The 19,226-nt window shown below is 60.6% G+C and carries 17 protein-coding genes, 3 tRNA genes and 1 pseudogene; 13 read left to right on the top strand and 8 right to left on the bottom strand.

Going from position 1 to position 19,226, the window contains the following annotated elements:
• Positions 1-4 precede the first annotated feature (4 nt).
• From ACNAOV_RS07465 to ACNAOV_RS07450, 4 genes and pseudogenes are all read right to left on the bottom strand, one after another.
• Positions 5-415 carry an MscL family protein gene (locus ACNAOV_RS07465; RefSeq protein WP_416518179.1) on the bottom strand — a complete coding sequence of 137 codons (411 nt, stop codon included), beginning with the start codon at positions 413-415 and terminating at the stop codon, positions 5-7.
• A 718-nt stretch (positions 416-1,133) separates the two neighbouring features.
• Positions 1,134-1,472, bottom strand: a pseudogene (locus ACNAOV_RS07460) (SAF domain-containing protein); the annotation flags it as partial.
• Positions 1,473-1,544: 72 nt separating this feature from the next.
• Positions 1,545-1,760, bottom strand: a complete 216-nt coding sequence (locus ACNAOV_RS07455) for an FmdB family zinc ribbon protein (RefSeq protein ID WP_044097723.1) — start codon at positions 1,758-1,760, stop codon at positions 1,545-1,547.
• Positions 1,761-1,861: 101 nt separating this feature from the next.
• A complete protein-coding gene (locus tag ACNAOV_RS07450; protein ID WP_416517200.1) occupies positions 1,862-2,539 on the bottom strand; it encodes a 5-formyltetrahydrofolate cyclo-ligase in 678 nt (225 codons plus the stop codon).
• 79 nt (positions 2,540-2,618) lie between these two features.
• On the opposite strand from ACNAOV_RS07450, the gene ACNAOV_RS07445 reads away from it, so the two are divergent.
• The 13 genes from ACNAOV_RS07445 (at position 2,619) to rpmG (ending at position 12,844) form a co-directional block, all read left to right on the top strand.
• Positions 2,619-3,272 carry a GNAT family N-acetyltransferase gene (locus ACNAOV_RS07445; RefSeq protein WP_416517199.1) on the top strand — a complete coding sequence of 218 codons (654 nt, stop codon included), beginning with the start codon at positions 2,619-2,621 and terminating at the stop codon, positions 3,270-3,272.
• Positions 3,273-3,348: 76 nt separating this feature from the next.
• Positions 3,349-4,773: a hypothetical protein gene (locus ACNAOV_RS07440; RefSeq protein ID WP_416517198.1), complete on the top strand. Its 1,425-nt coding sequence runs from the start codon at positions 3,349-3,351 to the stop codon at positions 4,771-4,773.
• A 178-nt stretch (positions 4,774-4,951) separates the two neighbouring features.
• Positions 4,952-5,245, top strand: a complete 294-nt coding sequence (gene groES / locus ACNAOV_RS07435; protein WP_015022393.1) for a co-chaperone GroES — start codon at positions 4,952-4,954, stop codon at positions 5,243-5,245.
• 119 nt (positions 5,246-5,364) lie between these two features.
• Positions 5,365-6,465, top strand: coding sequence for a histidinol-phosphate transaminase (locus tag ACNAOV_RS07430; RefSeq protein ID WP_416517197.1), 1,101 nt, complete (start codon positions 5,365-5,367; stop codon positions 6,463-6,465).
• 178 nt (positions 6,466-6,643) lie between these two features.
• Positions 6,644-7,132 (top strand): class Ib ribonucleoside-diphosphate reductase assembly flavoprotein NrdI, encoded by a 489-nt coding sequence (gene nrdI / locus ACNAOV_RS07425; RefSeq protein ID WP_416517196.1) that lies wholly within the window; start codon positions 6,644-6,646, stop codon positions 7,130-7,132.
• A 65-nt stretch (positions 7,133-7,197) separates the two neighbouring features.
• Entirely contained in the window at positions 7,198-8,193 is a 996-nt protein-coding gene (gene nrdF, locus ACNAOV_RS07420) for a class 1b ribonucleoside-diphosphate reductase subunit beta (RefSeq protein WP_416518178.1), read from the top strand.
• Positions 8,194-8,368: 175 nt separating this feature from the next.
• Positions 8,369-8,866: a class Ib ribonucleoside-diphosphate reductase assembly flavoprotein NrdI gene (nrdI, locus tag ACNAOV_RS07415; protein ID WP_416517195.1), complete on the top strand. Its 498-nt coding sequence runs from the start codon at positions 8,369-8,371 to the stop codon at positions 8,864-8,866.
• A 51-nt stretch (positions 8,867-8,917) separates the two neighbouring features.
• Positions 8,918-11,113, top strand: a complete 2,196-nt coding sequence (nrdE, locus tag ACNAOV_RS07410; RefSeq protein ID WP_416517194.1) for a class 1b ribonucleoside-diphosphate reductase subunit alpha — start codon at positions 8,918-8,920, stop codon at positions 11,111-11,113.
• 171 nt (positions 11,114-11,284) lie between these two features.
• On the top strand, positions 11,285-12,280 hold the full coding sequence (nrdF, locus tag ACNAOV_RS07405) for a class 1b ribonucleoside-diphosphate reductase subunit beta (protein WP_029678084.1): 996 nt from the start codon (positions 11,285-11,287) through the stop codon (positions 12,278-12,280).
• 117 nt (positions 12,281-12,397) lie between these two features.
• Positions 12,398-12,479: transfer RNA gene (locus ACNAOV_RS07400), tRNA-Tyr, on the top strand.
• Between the two features lies 1 nt (position 12,480).
• Positions 12,481-12,552: transfer RNA gene (locus ACNAOV_RS07395), tRNA-Thr, on the top strand.
• Positions 12,553-12,556: 4 nt separating this feature from the next.
• Positions 12,557-12,630: transfer RNA gene (locus ACNAOV_RS07390), tRNA-Met, on the top strand.
• 46 nt (positions 12,631-12,676) lie between these two features.
• On the top strand, positions 12,677-12,844 hold the full coding sequence (gene rpmG / locus ACNAOV_RS07385) for a 50S ribosomal protein L33 (protein WP_015022386.1): 168 nt from the start codon (positions 12,677-12,679) through the stop codon (positions 12,842-12,844).
• A 135-nt stretch (positions 12,845-12,979) separates the two neighbouring features.
• On the opposite strand, the gene ACNAOV_RS07380 is transcribed toward rpmG, so the two are convergent.
• The 4 genes from ACNAOV_RS07380 to ACNAOV_RS07365 all read right to left on the bottom strand — a co-directional run bounded on the left by ACNAOV_RS07380 (position 12,980) and on the right by ACNAOV_RS07365 (position 19,186).
• On the bottom strand, positions 12,980-14,311 hold the full coding sequence (locus ACNAOV_RS07380) for an O-acetylhomoserine aminocarboxypropyltransferase/cysteine synthase family protein (RefSeq protein ID WP_416517193.1): 1,332 nt from the start codon (positions 14,309-14,311) through the stop codon (positions 12,980-12,982).
• Between the two features lie 100 nt (positions 14,312-14,411).
• Complete coding sequence (locus ACNAOV_RS07375) at positions 14,412-16,169, bottom strand: ATP-binding cassette domain-containing protein (protein WP_416517192.1); 1,758 nt, start codon at positions 16,167-16,169, stop codon at positions 14,412-14,414.
• Positions 16,166-17,986, bottom strand: a complete 1,821-nt coding sequence (locus ACNAOV_RS07370) for an ABC transporter permease (protein ID WP_416517191.1) — start codon at positions 17,984-17,986, stop codon at positions 16,166-16,168. The genes ACNAOV_RS07375 and ACNAOV_RS07370 overlap by 4 nt, the downstream gene beginning before the upstream one ends.
• 9 nt (positions 17,987-17,995) lie before the next feature.
• On the bottom strand, positions 17,996-19,186 hold the full coding sequence (locus ACNAOV_RS07365) for an ABC transporter substrate-binding protein (RefSeq protein ID WP_416517190.1): 1,191 nt from the start codon (positions 19,184-19,186) through the stop codon (positions 17,996-17,998).
• Positions 19,187-19,226 lie beyond the last annotated feature (40 nt).

Below are 19,226 nucleotides of genomic sequence, written 5' to 3'. Positions count from 1 at the left end.
GGTCCTAATCCTGGTTCCTGGGCAGTCCGGTTCCAGCCTGTTGACTGTCTGCATTTGTCGATTGGTGGATGTCGTCCGCAATCTGGCGCAACAGCTGCAGGCTCTGGTCCTGGGGGCTGGGAGCGTTGGGCTGGTCCTTGATGCCTGAGGCCGCCCGGCTCAGCTGCCGCAGCTTGTTGATGGGCATGATGATGCAGAAGTACACGGCGATGGCGATTAAGAGGAAATTGAGCAGGGCTGTCAGAATGGCGCCGAAGGAGATGGTGGCGTTCCGGTAGGTGATGGTCAGGAGTCCTGAGAGGTCCGGTTTGCCGAAGATCATGGCAATCAGGGGGCTGATCAGATTGTTGACGATGGCGTTGACCACGCTGGTCACCGCCGAACCCATGACCACGCCCACGGCCATATCCACCATGGATCCGCGCGAGATGAACTGCTTGAACTCGCCCAGCACGCCCTTGTTGCTGATCTGCGAGATTTTGTGGACTGCTTCGGCGGTATCCTTGGCCGCCACCTGATTGATCGAGGCCATCCTGCATCCTTCCGTAGCTGATGTGAGGCATAGAGCACCTATGCCTGCTTCTTCCTCCATTATCGCGGGCCCAGGTTGGTTTCGGTTTTCCGACATGAATGGAGGGTGTCGGTGCAGAAGTTCTGTCGGGGCGGATGGCAATGACAGGTGTAGATGGATCCAGCGATAGCAGGAGCAGAGCCTGACTGGCATCAAGGGCGAAGACCGCCTGGGACGCTTGCCGGAACTGGTTGCCCTCCCGTGCTTCCAGATCGGATCGATCTTTGGCGATGGCCTGCGCCGTCTGTAGAGCTAACGCCTGCTCGGCTATCATGCAGCCTCCACCACCTGAAGACTGCCTGGGAGCTGACGTTTGCAGGCCGTTGACTTGCTGGACATGGGGAGGCCTTGGCTCGCCGTCAGAACCTGGCTGATCTCTCGCGTATGAGGGTGGCAGAGAATTCGGCTGAACAGAATGCATGCCGGCACTGGCTGGGCAGTCTCCCGAGGCCAGCAAATTCACCTTGTCGCCAGCCTGCAGGTCTCCTGGATCGTCGGCCAGGCGGACGGTCACCGGGGTGGTCGCGGGTGGCTGTGCCGGTCTGCTGCTGATCATGGCCGTGGTCAACGGTTGCCCTGTGTGGAGGCTGATCATCAGCCGCCGCCCACGTACTTGCCCAAATGTAGAAATCAGGCCGGGCAGCCGTTCCCTGCCATGCAGGATACGCGTTTCAACCATGCCAGGCTCGATAGCTGATCCGCGTGCAATAGGCCGCGAGGCGACCAGTACAGACAGGCGGCCCTGGGCCTGGACCAGAATCTGCAAGGTGCAGAAGACCGCCAGCCCCAATGCCAGGGCGGCTCCCGCACGTCGCAGCTTAAAAAGCCGCCGTCGTCGGGTCAGGGAACCGGTGGTAGCTGAAGGCCTGTTCTTATTGGTGAAGATGGAAAAATCGACCATGCCCCCAGCCTGTCAGGATTTTGGCAGGCATATGGGTCCGCATGGTCGATGTGGTCGAATGTGCTTCTCGATCTACTTGCTGCTTGTGGAGCTTGAAGAGGAGGAAGATGAGGCTCCGTCGGTCCGGTAGAAACCATGGCCCTTGAACTCGATGGGCACTGCGGAGAAGACCTTGCGGACCTGCTGCTGCCCGCACTTGGGGCAGATGGTGATGGGCTCGTCGTTGAAAGACTGCTCCTTGGTAAAGTCGTATCCGCAGTTCTTGCAACGATAATGATAGGTGGGCACCGTTCTTTCCCTCCGCTGATGGTCGGTTCGCGCGACGATTGGTTCAACACCCAATATCCTAGTGGTGGCTTCGACCAGAAGAATCGGCACCGGGCCTCTCGTCAGTCATGTTCATCACCATTATGGTCCGCTCCGGGCCTTCGTGACAGACCTGCGGCTGTGGGCGTGAAACCTTGGGGCGTCAGGACGGCATCCACAGGAAGATCATGGTCCAGATGGGGCAGAGGGTTTTCCACGAATTCGCCAGGCCAGCAGATGCCCACCACTGGAGCCTGTTCGGCGCGCAGGTCCAGAGCCCGGTCATACCAGCCGCCGCCCCGACCCAGACGAATGCCGGCATGGTCGATGGCCAGTGCGGGCACCAGAATCAGGTCGGCCTGATTCAAGGCCTGTGCTGGCAGGGCCGACACATCGGGCTCGTCCGGCCGCCAGCCGGGAATCCGCTTCATGCCATCCAGATCCTGCTTTGATTGCAGGCGTCCCCAACCTACTTGGATGCCCGTACCAAGCATAGGGATAAGCACCTGGTAACCCCGGCCCAGCAGAAGGTCCAGGCTGGGGTCCATGGCTATCTCCCCCCGAATGGAGGAAAAGGCAGCCACGATCAGGCTCTGGCGGCCTCGGGAGCCTTTGAATCTGGCAAGCACCTGACTGGCCAGCAGATCGGCCAGCTTGCGGCCTGCTTCCAGGCATTGAGCCCGGTCGATGTGCCGCCGGACTTCAAGTAGCCGGTCACGCCGATTCTGCTTGTCCTTATTGATGCGTCCCTGTTCGTTCATGTCCTCAGTTCTACCAGCAGGGGCTTTCCCCAGTGGACGCATGCCCGCCTCGGTTGCCGTTCGGTGAGAATATGGGGTCATGTCGGTTCTGCATACCTTCCGCCAGGTCTGGCAGGGTTCCCGTGCCCGCTCGGCCCATGCACTGGATTTGCCTGATTGTCTGACTCCGCCTCCAGGCCATGGGGACTTCCTGCTCAGGCCCATCCGCGAGGGTGACCAGGCAGCCTGGAATGCGGTTCGTTGGAGGAACCGCGATTGGCTGGCGCCATGGGAATCAGGGGACCCCCGCCATGGACCTGGCATGACCTATGCCCAGTGGATGCAGGAGCTGGAGCGTGCCCGGCAGGAGGGCACTTCGGCGGTCTTCCTGATGGAGTTTCATCAGAGCATCGTAGGGCAGATCTCCCTGGGCGCCATCCGTTATGGATCCATGTGCACGGGGGTAGCGGGCTACTGGGTGGACCAGGATTGGATTGGTCACGGATTCGCGCCCCTGGCCTTGACGATGTTGGCGAATTGGGCCTTCAGGGACAGGCGGGGGCCTCATCTGCACCGTCTGGAGGTGGCGATTCTGCCTGAAAACCAGCGTTCCCTGCGTGTGGTCCAAAAGCTGGGCATGGAGCCGGAGGGACTGCGCCGCAGCTACATGTATGTAAACGGACAGTGGAGGGACCACCTGACCTTTGCCTGGATCAGCGACCAATTCGATCCCGATCTGCTGGATCGTCTATGAACCTCTGGGGCGGATATGGTCGACACGCTGGGTTTGACTTGCCGCTTGGGGCATACCGTCAACTAACGTAGTACCTATGGTTTATGAATCACTCAGCAGCATCGTGGTTTTGGTGATTGCGGTGATTCTGGTGCTGGGTTGGCTGCCGTTTCGCACTGTCAAGGGTATGAAGCGGGCCTCGGAGCATCGCCAGGACAGGCTTTCCACCTCCCTGCACATGGTCGGGCGGGAAGACGGCATGAGGTTCTGCGACAGGCAGTCGAGGACGGTGAAAGGGTTGGTCATGCAGCAAGGGCAGCAGGATGGCAACCGGCGCAGTCAGGCCCAGCGCATCAAGCAGATCAGACAGTTGCGCCGCGCGGCCATACGCCGTCGTCGCATCCTGGTCGTTACCCTGTTGGTCATCACCCTGCTTGTGGCCGGATGCTCCTTCCTTATGGGCTACAGCCCATGGTTCACTCTGATTCCTCTGGCCCTAGTGATAGTGGTGTTGGCCGCAGGCGCGCATGCTTCAGCCCAGGCTCGGGCCTGGGAGCGCAATTTAGCCCAGCGGCGTGCCCGGCAGCGTCGTCAGCAGGCGGCCAGTCTGACTAAGAGCAAGACCTCCGGCAAGTCTGGGCAGGCCAAGGTTGAGGCCCGTGCTGAAACTGCCACGGATGTGCTTGACCAGGGTGAGATCCGTCGAACGCTGGCCCAAGCCAAGGCTGATCAGCAGGTAGCCCTCAAGGCTCGACGGCACAATTCGGCCAAGACTGCGAAGTCGACAGTCGACAGCAGTAAGGCCAAGGGTTCGGCCGGGTCCGTCAAGTCGACCGAGAAGGCCGCTGCACAGACTGGACATGCGTCGAATAGTCCATCCGTCGCCAGGAAGGCCTCCGAACGGACCCCGGCCAAACAAGCAGCTTCTAGGCCGAAGACTTCAAAACCGGCAACTACCAAATCTTCAAAGGCCCAAAAGACTGCCTCCAAGATCACAGCTCCTAAACCGTCAGTGGACAAGTCCTCGGCATCCAAGCCTGCAGCCCGCTCGGCTTCCCCGCAGTCGACGCCCGCCCAATCCGCCTCTGCCCATTCGGGCAAGCCCAGCTCGGTCTCTGCGTCTGCTGGCAGGGAGCGTCCGGATTCGTCGGCTTCGGCTAAGGCTCAGGAGGATGCCACCAACGAACTCGAACGTATCAGCCCCTCTCCGGCCTTGGATGCCTTCGGTATGGCGGCTGGCCAGGATCTGATCTCCTTCTCCCTGGGGTCGGCCCGTGGCGAGGGATCAGACAAGGATGGCAAGCATAACGAAGATGAGGGCCCTCACAGCCTGGAGATCAAGTCCACCCGGCAGGTCTCTGTGGCCCGTCCCCCCGAAAAGAAGAAGTCTGTTGGACAGCCCGACGACTTTCACAAGCGGGAGATGCAGGCCCAGGTCGAAGCGCCTGATCGCAGCGAGGACTCCCTGTCCATCGGCGTGGAGGCCATATTGGCCCGGCGTCGCCCGGCAGACAAGTCCTGAGGGGCCAATCGGCAAGTCATCTTTCACCACCAGCGTTAGCACTCAAGTTGGCAGAGTGCTAATTTCGCGCTACTATGACTTGTAGCGCAAAGGAATGCGTGGTGAGTGTTCGTCAGCCTCTCATCGACGTTCCGGCGTGGGTTCATTGGCTGTTCTCACAAGATGTAGGAGGTCCACAGTGTCGATTTCACTCACACCGTTGGAAGACAAGATCGTCATCAAGCAGGCTGAGGCGGAGACCAAGACCGCTTCCGGGCTGGTCATTCCAGATACCGCCAAGGAGAAGCCCCAGCAGGGCGAGGTGCTGGCGGCAGGCCCCGGCCGTCGTGACGACAAGGGCGAGCGCATCCCCATGGATGTCAAGGTTGGCGACAAGGTTCTGTACTCCAAGTATGGCGGCACCGAGGTCAACTACGGCGGCGAGGACTACCTGATCGTGTCCGCGCGCGACGTTCTGGCCATCCTCAAGTAAAGAAGCGGTGATAGTGGCCCCTGGTCCTGCGGAAGGACCAGGGGCCATTTGCGTCTCGTCAGTACCGTCCAACGGAACAAACACGTCAGGGACATATAGCGGCCACTAGCATGGTGCTCATGTACTATCGTCATCGCGCCAGCATTGATTCCCTTCCCGGATACCGGCAGGGTAGCCCGGCACCAGCCGTTCCCGGGTTGACCAGCTACAAGATCTCCAGCAACGAGAACCCCTACCCGCCCCTGCCAGGCGTGGTTCAGACCGTCTCGGAGCAGGCCCTGGGTCATCTGAACCGTTATCCGGACATGAGTGGCGCCCTTCTGGTAGAGCGGCTGGCCCAGCTGCACGGGGTGGATCCAGCATGCATCCAGCTGGGATGCGGGTCCACTGAGGTCATCACCCAGCTGGTTGACCTGGTGGCCGGTCATGGCGACCAGGTGGTCTATCCCTGGCGTAGTTTCGAGGCCTATCCCATCATCGTCACCATGGCTGGTGCCACCGGGGTGCCGGTGCCCCTGGATAAGCAGGGGCGGCATGACATCGAAACCATGATCGCCGCAGTCAACGACCACACCAAACTGGTCATTGTCAACAATCCCAATAATCCGACTGCGACCAATGTCGACCACGACCAGGCCGAACGTCTGCTACAGGCTCTGCCCGCCGACCTGCCGGTGCTCTTTGACGAGGCCTACATACAGTTCAACGACGACCCCGATCGAGCCGACGGATTGTCGCTCATGCGGGAGCATCCCAATGTGATAGTGGCCCGGACCTTCTCCAAGGCCTACGGGCTGGCGGGTCTGCGGATTGGATACGCCGTGGCTGCCGAGCCGATCATTGCCGGCATGAACAAGGTGGCCCTGCCCTTCGGCGTCACCGATGTGGCCCAGACGGCAGCAATGGCCAGCCTGGACGCACAGGATCGACTGGCCGAACGGGTCCAGGCGCTCAAGCAGGAACGGGCCAGAATCCTGGCTGGTTTGCAGGATCAGGGGTGGAAGATTCCTCAGCCTAGGGCCAACTACTACTGGCTGCCTCTGGGCGAGGCCGCAGCGCATGCTGATCGGCGTTTCCGCGATGCCGGCCTGTCGGTCAGGACCTTCCCTGGCGAGGGCATTCGCATCACGGTGGGGGAGCGGGAGGCCAACGACCGGGTTCTGGAGGTTTGTGCCGCCCTGCGTCGAGAGGGTTTACCCCAGGACTCGACCTCCGACTGAAGGTTGCGCCGGCTCGAGCGTAAAAGCATTTGATTGCCGTCTCCGTCCTTGTATGGAATCTCACAGCGGGGGCGGTTTTGCTTGCGTGAACTTGTGTCGTCTTGGATAAACCTATATATTGTGGTTGGCTGGCCAAGTCTATCCAATATATAGTGTTTACCAAGGAGCAGCAGTCACTATGTCCTCAGCAGATGTGGATCGGCACGATCCTCCCGATGGCGCCTCCAAGCTGGTGTATTTCTCCAGCGTCTCCAACAACACCCATCGCTTTGTGCAGCGGCTGGGGGTGGAGGAGCCCATCCGCATCCCCCTGTATGAACGGCGCCGGCCCATGCCCGTTATGGATGCGCCCTACCTTCTGCTGGTGCCCACCTATGGCGGTGGGTCAGCCAAGGGAGCCGTGCCCAAGCAGGTCATCCACTTCCTGAACAATCCGGTCAACCGCAGACTGATCCGCGGGGTCGTCACCTCTGGCAACCGAAACTTCGGCAGTGCCTATTGCGCGGCCGGCCCGCTGATAGCCCGTCGATGCGGCGTCCCTGAGCTCTATCGCTTCGAGCTGCTGGGCACCTCGGAGGACGTTCAAGCGGTCAGGGCCATTCTGGCCGGTATGGGAGTGCAGCTCCAGCAGCAGTCGACTGATTCACGAAAGGCGGTTTTGTCATGAGCCAGCAGGAAAGCACGCAAGAAAGCACCAAGTCAGAGGCCGGCGTCTATGCCGACGACGAGATGATGCGCCAATCCATCACTCCGCCCCAGTACCGTGTCACTCCTGAGGCCAGGATTCGCCCGGTCAACTGGAACAAGATCACCGATGAGAAGGATCTGGAGGTCTGGAACCGCCTGGTCTCCAACTTCTGGCTGCCCGAGAAGGTGCCCCTGTCCAACGACATACCCTCCTGGAACACACTGACCGATCATGAGCGCCAGACCACGGTCCGCGTCTTTACCGGACTGACCATGCTGGACACCACCCAGGCCACCATCGGCGAGCTGGTGCAGATCGATCACGCCCGCACCGAGCAAGAGCAGGCCATCTACACCAACATCGCCTTCATGCAGTCGGTTCACGCCCGCTCCTACTCCTCGGTCTTCTCAACCCTCTGCTCCAGCGAGGAGATCGACAAGGCCTACCGTTGGGCCGTGGCCAACGACGTCCTCCAGGAGCGCGTCCACACGGTCCTGCACGAGTATGTCAGCGAGGATCCCTTGAAGCGCAAGGTGGCCTCCACCATGCTCTCTTCCCTCATGCTCTACGCTGGCTTCTATCTGCCCCTCTACTTCTCCAGCCGTGCCAAGCTGATGAACACGGCCGACATGATTCGGCTGATCCTGCGCGACAAGGCCATCCACGGCTATTACTCGGGCTACAAGTATCAGCGGGGTCTGGAGGAGAGGACCCAGGCCGACCAGGCCATGCTGGAGAAGTTCACCAACGATTTGCTGGACAAGCTCTATGATTTGGAGATGGTCTACTCGGGGCAGATTTATGAGGGCTTCCCCTTTGTCGAGGACGTCTTCGCCTTCGTTCGCTACAATGCCAACAAGGCGCTGATGAACCTGGGCTACCCGGCCCGGTTCGCAGCCGACCAGACCGATGTCAGTTCGGAGATCCTGGCGGCCCTGTCGCCATCGGCCAACGAGAATCATGATTTCTTCTCGGGTTCGGGCTCCTCCTACGTCATGGGGCACTCCGAGTCCACGGACGACGACGACTGGGACTTCTAGGCGAGTTGGAACCGGTGTGATATTGGGCACAGAAAACCCTATATATGCTCACCGTTTTCAATATAAATAGCACATATAGTAGTTCAGGCTCGCGCTGGGCGGGTTCTGATCGGTCCGTCCTCTGGGCGGACATCACCGTCAAGACAGGCTCTGGATGGCCTGATCAGGAGGAAGCATGGAGCAACAGCAGACCGCCGGAACTGATTCGGAGCTCAGTGCTCCCGAGTTCGCCGCCCAGGGTCAGCGCCTGGGGGCCGTGGTCTACTTTTCATCGGCCTCGCGCAACACCGCCCGGTTCATTGCCAACTGCCATTTGGATGACGAGGGGATTGACGTCTTCCGCATCCCTCTGAGGCCCAAGGATCCGCCGCTCAACGTTCGGCAGCCCTACATCCTGATCGTCCCCACCTATGGGGGAGGGTCAGCCAAGAAGGCGGTCATGCCGCAGATCAAGCGCTTCCTGAACGATCCGGCCAACAGGGCCGGCATCCGCGGGGTCATCGCCTCGGGCAACACCAACTTCGGGGAGGCCTTCTGCATGGCGGGTGACATCATCTCCCGCAAGTGCAATGTGCCCTTCCTCTACTATTTCGAGCTCATGGGCACCAAGGAGGACCAGGAGAAGGTCCGCCGTGGGGTCGTGGATTTCTTCCGCAACCACCCCGAGTCCTGAGCCGATTTCATTACACGTATCATCATCGTCATATTCATGAAAGGACACCTGATGGGAGCAAACGAGGACACGTCCCTGGCCCTGGATAGGACCGCATCCGAGGATGAGGAGACCTTCGATCCGGCTCACGACTACCATGCCCTGAACGCCATGCTGAACCTGTACGACAAGGACGGCAGGATTCAGTTCGACAAGGACCACGAGGCCGAGCGCCAGTACATGGACCGGCACGTGGGGCCCAACACCATGACCTTCCCCTCCACGGCCGAGAGGATCGCCTACCTTCTGGACCATGAGTACTATGACCGGAAGGTCTTCGAGCGTTACACCCCTGAGTTCCTGGATAGGATCTACAAGCATGCAGCCGAGAGCGGCTTCGAGTTCGAGACCTTCCTGGGCGCCTTCAAGTTCTACACCTCCTACGCGCTGAAGACCTTTGACGGCAAGCGTTACCTGGAGGACTTCCCCCAGCGCTGCGTGGCCGTGGCCCTGGAGCTGGCCGACGGGGACGAGCAGGCCGCCATGGAGTACACGGATGAGATCATCTCCGGACGCTTCCAGCCCGCCACCCCAACCTTCCTGAACCTGGGCAAGGCCCAGCGCGGCGAGCCGGTCTCCTGCTTCCTGGTTCGCATCGAAGACAACATGGAGTCCATCTCCCGCGGTGTCAACGCTGCCCTGCAGCTGTCCAAGAGGGGCGGCGGCGTGGCCCTGCTGCTCAGCAACCTGCGTGAGATGGGCGCGCCCATCAAGCACATCGAGAACCAATCCAGCGGCGTGGTTCCGGTCATGAAGCTCCTGGAGGATTCCTTCTCCTATGCCAACCAGCTGGGTGCCCGCCAGGGTGCCGGCGCCGTCTACCTGTCGGCCCACCATCCTGACATCATGCGCTTCCTGGATACCAAGCGGGAGAACGCGGACGAGAAGATCCGCATCAAGTCCCTGGCCCTGGGCGTGGTCATCCCCGACATCACCTTCGAGCTGGCCAAGCGCAAGGAGCCCATGGCCCTCTTCTCGCCCTACGACGTGGAGCGGGTCTACGGCAAGCCCTTCGCCGACATCTCGATTACCGAGCACTACGAGGAGATGGTCAAGGACAAGCGGATTCACAAGAAGTACATTGACGCCCGCGACTTCTTCATGACCCTGGCCGAAATCCAGTTCGAGTCCGGCTACCCCTACATCCTCTTCGAAGACACGGTCAACAAGGCCAACCCCATCGACGGCCGGATCACCATGTCCAACCTCTGCTCGGAGATCCTGCAGGTCCAGGAGCCCAGCACCTACTCCGAGAATCTGAACTATGAGCATGTCGGCCGCGACATCTCATGCAACCTGGGGTCCCTGAACATCGCCAAGGCCATGGACGGCGGCCTGGCCGACACGGTCGAAACCTCGGTGCGGGCCCTGACCTCCGTCTCCGACCACACCAACATCGAGGCCGTCCCCTCCATCAAGCGAGGCAACGACGAGGGCCATGCAATCGGCCTGGGTCAGATGAACCTCCACGGCTTCCTGGCCCGCGAGGGCATCCACTACGGATCCGAGGAGGGGCTGGACTTCACGGACATGTACTTCATGACCGTGGCCTACCATGCCTACAGGGCCTCCCATGCCCTGGCCGTGGAGCGGGGGAAGGCCTTCGCCTCCTTCGCCAAGTCCGACTATGCCAAGCCGGCAGGGCAGGGGAACTACTTCGACAAGTACACCGAGGGCAGCCGTTCCCTGGAGCCCAGGACCCAGCGGATCAAGGACCTCTTCGACCAGTACCAGGTCCACATCCCCACGGTTGAGGACTGGAAGGAACTCCAGGCTGCCATCCTCAAGGACGGCATCTACAACCAGAACCTCCAGGCCGTCCCCCCGACCGGGTCCATCTCCTACATCAACCACTCCACCAGCTCCATCCACCCGATCGCATCCAAGATCGAAATCCGCAAGGAGGGCAAGATCGGGCGCGTCTACTACCCGGCCCCCTACATGACCAACGAGAACCTGGACTACTTCGAGGATGCCTACGAGATCGGCTGGAAGAAGATCGTGGACACCTACGCCGAGGCCACCCAGCATGTGGACCAGGGGCTCTCGCTGACCCTCTTCTTCCCCGACACGGCCACCACCCGTGACCTGAACAAGGCACAGATCTACGCCTGGCGCAAGGGGATCAAGACCCTCTACTACATCAGGATCCGCCAGCAGGCGCTGGAGGGCACCGAGGTCGAGGGCTGCGTCAGCTGCATGCTGTAAGGAACCTGTCCTTAAGGCATATGCAATCACTGGTCGGTGCTGTCTTTGATGGCGGCGCCGGCCCTTTGGTATCCACATCCACAGGTCGGGTCCGTCCATGCGGTAGACTGACGGTCCTGTCATGATTCGCGTCGCACTGTCGAACACCTATCCAACAAGGAGCAATCAACCATGGTCCCACCCATTTCCATTCCCCGGCAGCCGCTGAAGCTGATCGACCGGGTCTCCGCCATCAACTGGAACCGTCTGGAGGACGAGAAGGACCTGGAGGTCTGGGACCGTCTGACCGGCAACTTCTGGCTGCCGGAGAAGGTTCCTGTCAGCAATGATCTGCCCTCCTGGCAGGCCATGAGTGAGGAGGAGCACACCCTGACCATGCGGGTCTTCACCGGGCTGACCCTTCTGGACACCATCCAGGGGACCGTGGGCGCCGTCAGCCTGATCCCGGATGCGCTGACCCCCCATGAGGAGGCGGTCTATACCAACATCGCCTTCATGGAGTCGGTCCATGCCAAGTCCTACTCCTCCATCTTCTCCACCCTGGCCTCCACGCCTCAGATCGACGCCGCCTTCGAGTGGAGCGAGCACAACGAGTTCCTTCAGCGCAAGGCCCAGATCGTCCTGGACTACTACGAGGGTGACAACCCCTTGAAGCGCAAGGTGGCCTCCACCCTGCTGGAGTCCTTCCTCTTCTACTCGGGCTTCTACCTGCCCATGTACTTCTCCAGCCATGCCAAGCTGACCAACACGGCCGATCTGATCCGTCTGATCATCCGTGACGAGGCCGTACACGGCTATTACATCGGCTACAAGTACCAGAAGGGGCTGGCCAAGGTCTCCGACTCCGAGCGCCAGGCCATGAGCGACTACACCTACGAGCTCCTGGGCGACCTGTACGACAACGAGGTGGAATACACCGAGAGCCTGTACTCCGGGGTGGGTCTGGTTGAGGATGTCACCAAGTTCCTGCGTTACAACGGCAACAAGGCGCTGATGAACCTGGGCTATCCGGCCCTCTTCCCCTCTGACACCACCGATGTGAATCCGGCCATCATCGCCTCACTGAGCCCCAACGCTGACGAGAACCACGACTTCTTCTCCGGTTCGGGCTCCTCCTACGTCATGGGGAAGGCCGTGGAGACGGACGACGACGACTGGGATTTCTGACCTGTCCGGTCCCGCTCTGACACGGAAGACACGACGTTGGAGCGGGACTTGCGGAAAACGGAAAAACATGTCATTATAGGCAAGTTGCCGTACGGAGCTCCGGTTCTAGTGCGGCATGGCGGATTTCCCAAGCGGTCAAAGGGAGCTGACTGTAAATCAGCCGCGTAATGCTTCAGAGGTTCGAATCCTCTATCCGCCACGCCTCGGTAGCTCAGTGGCAGAGCACTTCCTTGGTAAGGAAGAGGTCGTGAGTCCGATTCTCACCCGAGGCTCTCTGGCGGGGTAGCTCAGCTGGCTAGAGCGTACGACTCATAATCGTAAGGTCAAGAGTTCGAGTCTCTTCCTCGCTACTGTGGCCGACATACGTCGGTCGTGCAACGACTATAGAGGTGAACCATGGCAAAAGCCGCAGATATCCGTCCTGGCATTACGCTGGCGTGCACCGTGTGCAAGGAGCGTAATTACATTACGACCAAGAACCGTCGTAACACTCCTGACCGTCTGGAGCTCAAGAAGTTCTGCCCCCGTTGCGGCAAGCATACCCTGCACCGGGAGACCCGCTGAGTTTTCCCGTCTTTTGGCTTCATCGGAACCCGACCATTTGGCCGGGTTCTTTTTTATGCAAGGGTGCTTCCTCATGCAAATCTGTCTATATGCCTGCCCCGCATTATGGGTTCTGCGATATAGGGGGCTCGGTCTTCAGAGAGTGTCCCGGTAGGCGACCGCAAAGGCCTGATCCAGGTCGGCGATCAGGTCACCCGGGTTCTCCAGACCCACGGAGATTCGAATCAGATCGTCGCCCACGCCTGCGCTGAGGCGGTAGGGGCCTGGAACCTCCCTGTGGGTGATTCTGGCAGGGTCCACAATCAGGGTGCGGCAGTCGCCGATGTTGGGCATGTAGCTCATGAGACGCACCGAGTCCACGATGCGTTTGACCTGCTCATAGCCGCCCTGGACTTTGAAGGAGAGGATGGTGCCGACACCCTTGGGCAGCAGGGTCAAGGCCAGGCGGTCCTGCTGGTCTGCATCGCCCTGGTGCCGGCCCTCGAGAATACCCGAATAGTTTACCTCTTCCACCTGGGGGATGGTTAGCAGATGGCGGGCCAGGGCTTCCGCCGTCTTCACCTCGGTGGTGACCCGCTGTGCCAGGGTCTCAAGACCGGCCAGCTGCAGGTAGGCGGTGAAGGGGCTCATGACCGCCCCGAAGGTGTGCAGGTACTTGGTGTGGACCCTGTGCAGGAAGGCCATCTTGCCGAAGGCATCCAGAAAGCTGACCATGGACCCGTGCCGCTCGTCGCTGATGATCAGTTCGGGCTGGCTCATCTGCGGGAAGCGGCCGTTACCCCAGTCGAACCGTCCCGCATCCACGATGACCCCGCCCAGGGCGTTGCCGTGGCCGCTGATTCCCTTGGTGGTCGAGTGGACGACGATGTCGGCACCGAAGTTGATCGGGTTGAGCAGATATGGCGTGGGCACCGTATTGTCGATGATCAGGGCCAGCCCATGCCGGTGGGCCAGGTCGGCCAGGCCGGGAATGTCGGCGATGGCTGTGGACGGATTGGCCACGGACTCGGCGAAGATGGCCCTGGTGTTGTCCTGGATCAGGGATTCCACTGCATCAAGGTCGTTGATGTCGTCCACGAAATCCGTCTCAATGCCGAAGTTGGGGAAGAAGGTCTTCATGGCATCCACGGATGTCCCATAGAGATCGACCGGGGAGATCAGCCTCCCGCCGCCCTCGGCTGCACACATGAGGGCTGACGATACGGCGGCCATCCCTGAGGCCATGGCTACGGCCCCCTTGCCTCCCTCAAGGCTGGCCAGGCGGTCCTCCAGGACCTTGACCGTGGGGTTGGCCAGGCGTGAGTAGGAGAATCCTTGAATTTCACCGGCGGCCAGGGCATCACCCCGGTCGGCAGTGACCATGTCAAAGGCGGCCGACTGGTAGATGGGGACGCTGGCCGCGCCTCCGCCCAGGCCTTGACAGTCATAGCCGTCATGGACGGCCTTTGTTGCGAATCCTTTGCTCATGCGGATGTATTCCTCTGCTGGTTTCCGGTTGTGAATTTTCCTAGCTAACCATCGAATCTTCTTTCACGGCCTCGGGCAAGGTTCCTTCCATAGGTGTTCCTTATTGCCCGTTATCGGGAGTTGCCTTGCCCAGGTATGCCTGGCGGACACGTTCGTCAGTCAAGAGCTGTCGGGCCGGTCCTTCCAGACGGATCAGGCCGTTCTGTAGCACGTACCCGTAGTCGGCGATTGACAGGGCCAGCTCGGCCTGCTGTTCGACCAGAAGAATGGAGATGCCCAGCTGGTCGCGAAGGGCGGCGATCTGTTCCAGTACCTGGTCGACCAGCTTGGGCGAGAGGCCCATGGTCGGTTCGTCCATACATATCAGCCGAGGATGGCTCATCAGGGCCCTGCCGAAAGCCAGCATCTGCTGCTCACCTCCTGAAAGGGTACCAGCCTGCTGTCCACGGCGTTCGGCCAGGCGCGGGAAGCGCTCATATATGGCATCCAGATCCTGTCCGATCTGACTGCGTTCCCTTTGGGTGAAGGCACCCATGCGTAGGTTCTCCTCCACACTCATTGCCGCAAAAACCCTTCTTGCCTCAGGGACCGAGGCGATTCCGGAACGGACCCGATCCTTGGTGGGGGTGTGGGTGATTTCCTGTCCGTCCAAGCGGATGGTTCCCTCCCTTGGGGCCAGCAGGCCCAGGATGGTCTTCATGGTCGTTGACTTGCCCGAAGCGTTTCCACCCAGAAGGCAGACGATGCCGCCTTGGGGAACATGAAGGCTGACATGGTCCAAGGCCTTGACCGGGCCGTAGCTTACATCGATGGCATCCAAGGAGAGCAAGGTTCGGCCCCCTTGGGCGTTTGGCTTCCCCTCATCGCTGTCAGACAACTCGGATTTGGCTTTCAGACTGGTTTCTGCAACGGTGGCCGGAGCCAGAGCGTTCTGCCGGGCCAGAACATCCGCCTGTCCGTTCATGGGGGCATCGTTGCGGGGTCTGCGGTCGCCCAGGTATGCGGCGACGACGCGGGGATCGGCGCTGACCTGCCTGGGAGGTCCTGAGGCAATGATCCGACCGCCGTCCATGGCGATGACCTGGTCGCAAAGCGCCTCAATCAGGTCGATCTTATGCTCGACCAGTAGCATGGTCTGTCCTTGGGCCTTGAGTTCCAGGAGCTGTTGCAGCACCTCGGCCGTCTCCGACTGGTTCATACCTGCAGTGGGCTCGTCCAAAACAAGGATGTCGGGGGAACTTACGTGGGCTCTTGCTATCTCGGTGCGTCGCCGGTTGGCATAGGAGAGCGTGTAGGCGGCCTGTGTCCGACGCTCTTCCAGGCGCTCGCTGAATCTGTCGATCTCGGACTGGACGGCCTTGCGCTCGACCACCGCTTCCCTACGGCAGGCGGGACCGGGCACCAGCGTCAGCCAGGTCTGTGCCAACAGGGGGATCCATCGCAGGATGGGCCACCGCTCCAGACGTCGAAAGGGTCTACGGGCTTCCAAGCGCTTATGGAATCCTACGGCCACATTCTCCTCGACGCTCATGGTCGGAAAGACCCTGCCGTTTTGGAAGGTGCGGGACACACCCTGCTCGGCCATGTCCGTAGCGGGTAGGCCGGTCACAGTGCGTCCCCTCAGACTGATCCGGCCCGAGTCAGGCTTGAGAAAGCCGCAGATCAGGTTGATGGTCGTGGACTTTCCTGATCCGTTGGGGCCGATAATGCCTATCACCTGGCCGGTTGCCAGGTCCATGTTCACATCGGCCACTGCCTGCAGCCCCTGGAAGCTCTTGCCCAGATTGCGCACGCTGAGCAGAGACTGATCAGGATTGTCGCCTGCAGGCTCGGGAATGTGTCGGCTGTCGGTCATCATGCCCTCCTTTTAGTTGAGAACAGACCCTGTGGCCTGCAGATGATGAAGATGATCAGAACAAGTCCGTAGGCCATGATTCTCACCTCGGGTAGGATGCGCAGCAGTTCAGGGGCCCCTACCAGGATCAGAGAGCCGATCACGGCTCCGGTCGGAGACTTCATCCCACCCAGGACGATGATGGTCAGGATCAGGGTCGACATGGTCGGGTTGAAGAGGGTCGGATCGATGTAGGTGTACTGATGTGCCAGCAGGGCGCCTGCGATACCTGCTGATCCGCATGCCAGGGCGTAGGCCAGCGCCTTGTAGGCCCCGGTCCTGATCCCCAGGGACCAGGCTGCCTGTCCGTCCTCGCCAATGGCTTCGAAGACGTGGCCCAGGTGTGAGGACCTGATCCGGGAGGTCACCGCAAGGACCAGAAGAAGGATGATCAGGTCCAACAGATACTGCATCTGCTGGGTGTAGAGCGGTTTGCCCAGGAAAGTTGGCAGAGGAATGCCCTGCAGGCCTAGTGAGCCCCTGGTCAGAGGTTCCCAGATGCGAATGATGGCGACCATAACGGCTCCCACCCCTATGGTGGCGATAGCCACATAGTGACCACTGAGCTTCCATACCGGGAATGTCAGCAGGGATGCGGCCAGGGCGGCGATGATGGCCGCACCCAGCAGGGAGAGGGCGAAGGGCCAATGCAGACGCATGGTCAACAGCGCCGAGGCGTAGGCTCCCACGGCCACAGGTCCTGCCAGTCCCAGGATGGTCTGACCGGCTGATCCTGAGATCAGTGTCAGGCCCACCGCGGCGATAGCGTAAATGGTAATCTGGGTCCCGATGCCGGCCAGATGGTCGGAGAAAATGAAGGGGGTGGCCAGAGCTGCGACTGCAAGGCCGAGGTTGGCCCAAAGCGGCAGTCGGATGGGTCTGGCTGCCTCTGGGAGGGTTCCGGTCATGGGCTCCTTGCCCATGTCTGCCCTGCGGCCCAGGAAGCCGGATGGTTTCAGGATCAGGACCAGCAGGAGCGTGCCGAAGGTGATCAGATCATGCACGCCATCGCCGAAGAGCCCTACGCCGACGGCTTCGGCCAAACCCAGGATCAGGCCGCCGATGATGGCTCCGGGGATGGAGCCCAGCCCACCGATGGCTGCGGCCACGAAGGCCGTCATGCCGATGGCGCTGCCGTCCATGGGGTTGATGTTCGTCTTGAACAGGCCGATGAAAATTCCGGCGATGCCAGCCAGGACCGAGCCGATGACGAAGGCTATGGTGCGAATGGAGGTGACGGGCACCCCCATCTGCAATGCGGCCTGGGAATCCTGGGAGGTGGCCCTGATGGCCTGGCCGACCCTGCCATAGGTCAAGAAGGCCCAAAGTGCAACCATGCTGGCCAGGGCGACCAGACCCATGACCAGGTCGGAGGTGCCGAAGCTGATGCCCAAGGCATGAAGGTTGTGAGTGGGCAGCAGCTGGGGGAAGGGCCTGGTCTGAGACCCGAAGATCAGCTGCATCCCGTTATCCAGGACCTGCCCTAGGCCCACAGTGCCCAGGAGGGCAGCGATTGGTTGTCGACCTTCCAGTGGGGTGATGACCAGGAGGTTGGTAACCAGCCCGACAAGGCCTGTGACCAGAACGACGGCCAGGATGGTGGGGATGAGCCCCCAGCCCAGGGAGGAGCCCACCCACCAGGCCGTCATCATGCCAACTGCAACCAGCGACCCTTGTGCAAAGTTGGCCACATTGGTTACCCCGAAGACCAGGGACATGCCCACGGCGGCCAGAGCATAGACGCCGCCGTGGATGAGTCCGGGAAAGAGCGTCTCGAGCATAATCGTTGCTCACTCCTCAATCTGTTTGAATTTGCCCTGGTCCACCTGGAGGAGGATGGGCTGGATCACATCTGCCCGTCTGGTTTTGGCATTGAACTTGAAGGTGCCACCCTGGCCTTGATAGAGCGGGAAGTCCTTGACCTTGGTCAGTGCCTCCTGAATGCCCTCCCTGGTGGGGCTGGTCTTTTCACCCGCGTGGGCCAGGTCCATGATGGCCTGGTAGGCCGTGACTTCGAAGTTGCCGGGGACGATGTGGTACCGGTCCTCGAAGCTCTTGACGAAGGCCTTGGCCTTGGGGTCCTTGGTGCCGGTCGCTGAGAAGCTCCCGGTGATGATGGTTCCTTGGGAGTTCGCCCCCGTCAAGGAGAGGAACTCCTTGGTCTCCTGGCCTCCGAAGAAGGGTCCCTTGTAGTCCAGCTTGTCTCGCAGGGTGTTGAGAACCAGCGCTCCGTCTGGTCCATAGCCGATGTCCACCACGGCATCAGGGCCAGCGTTCTTGGCCGGAATCAGAATCGGCGTCAGATCAGTGGAATCGGGCAGGTAGGAGGACTGGTAGATGATCTGCACCCCCTGTTTGTCGGCGGCGTCTTTGAAGTGTTGGAATGATTCCTTCCCCCAGTCGTTTTCCAGATAGACGACGGAGACCTTCTTCGCGCGTTTGGATATCGCCACGGCGTTGACCTCCTGGTAGGTCTTATCTGATATCTGGGGCGTCCAGACATGATCGCCGGATTTGGTGAATACCGGGGAGGAGTTGTTGAAGCCGTAATGGACCAGTCCAGCCTGTTGGAAGATGGGCGATGCAGCCGAGGATGCCGGCGAGGAGTAATCGCCCACAACGGCGATGACCGACTTGTCTGCAGCGATCTTGGGGGCGACGGCGGCATCCTGCTTGGCATCTGATTGGGTGTCGTAGTAGTCGATGTCCAGGCGCTTGCCCTGTATCCCGCCCTTCTTGTTGATCTGGTCCTTGGCCAGGTCGAAGCCTTGCTGGAACATCTTCCCGTACTCGGCGTATAGACCGGTCTTAGGGTAAATTGCTGCGATGGTCACATGGTCCGACGATCCTGCGGAGGAGCCCTGATCGCCTCCCAATCCGCAGGCCGACAGTGCCCCTGCCATGGCCATGGTGATCGTGAAGGCAACCATTGCCCTGCAAGTGCCACGATGCTGATGGTGCTGCTTTGATGTGATGACCATGATGTCTCCCTTGGGGTTTGACGGTTGATGTCGGTGGGTT

It is taken from the genome of Bifidobacterium asteroides, from assembly GCF_048001765.1.
GTDB lineage: Bacteria > Actinomycetota > Actinomycetes > Actinomycetales > Bifidobacteriaceae > Bombiscardovia > Bombiscardovia asteroides_K.
Note: the sequence above shows the minus strand (reverse complement) of the source record. Positions and strands in the feature narration are given on the sequence as shown.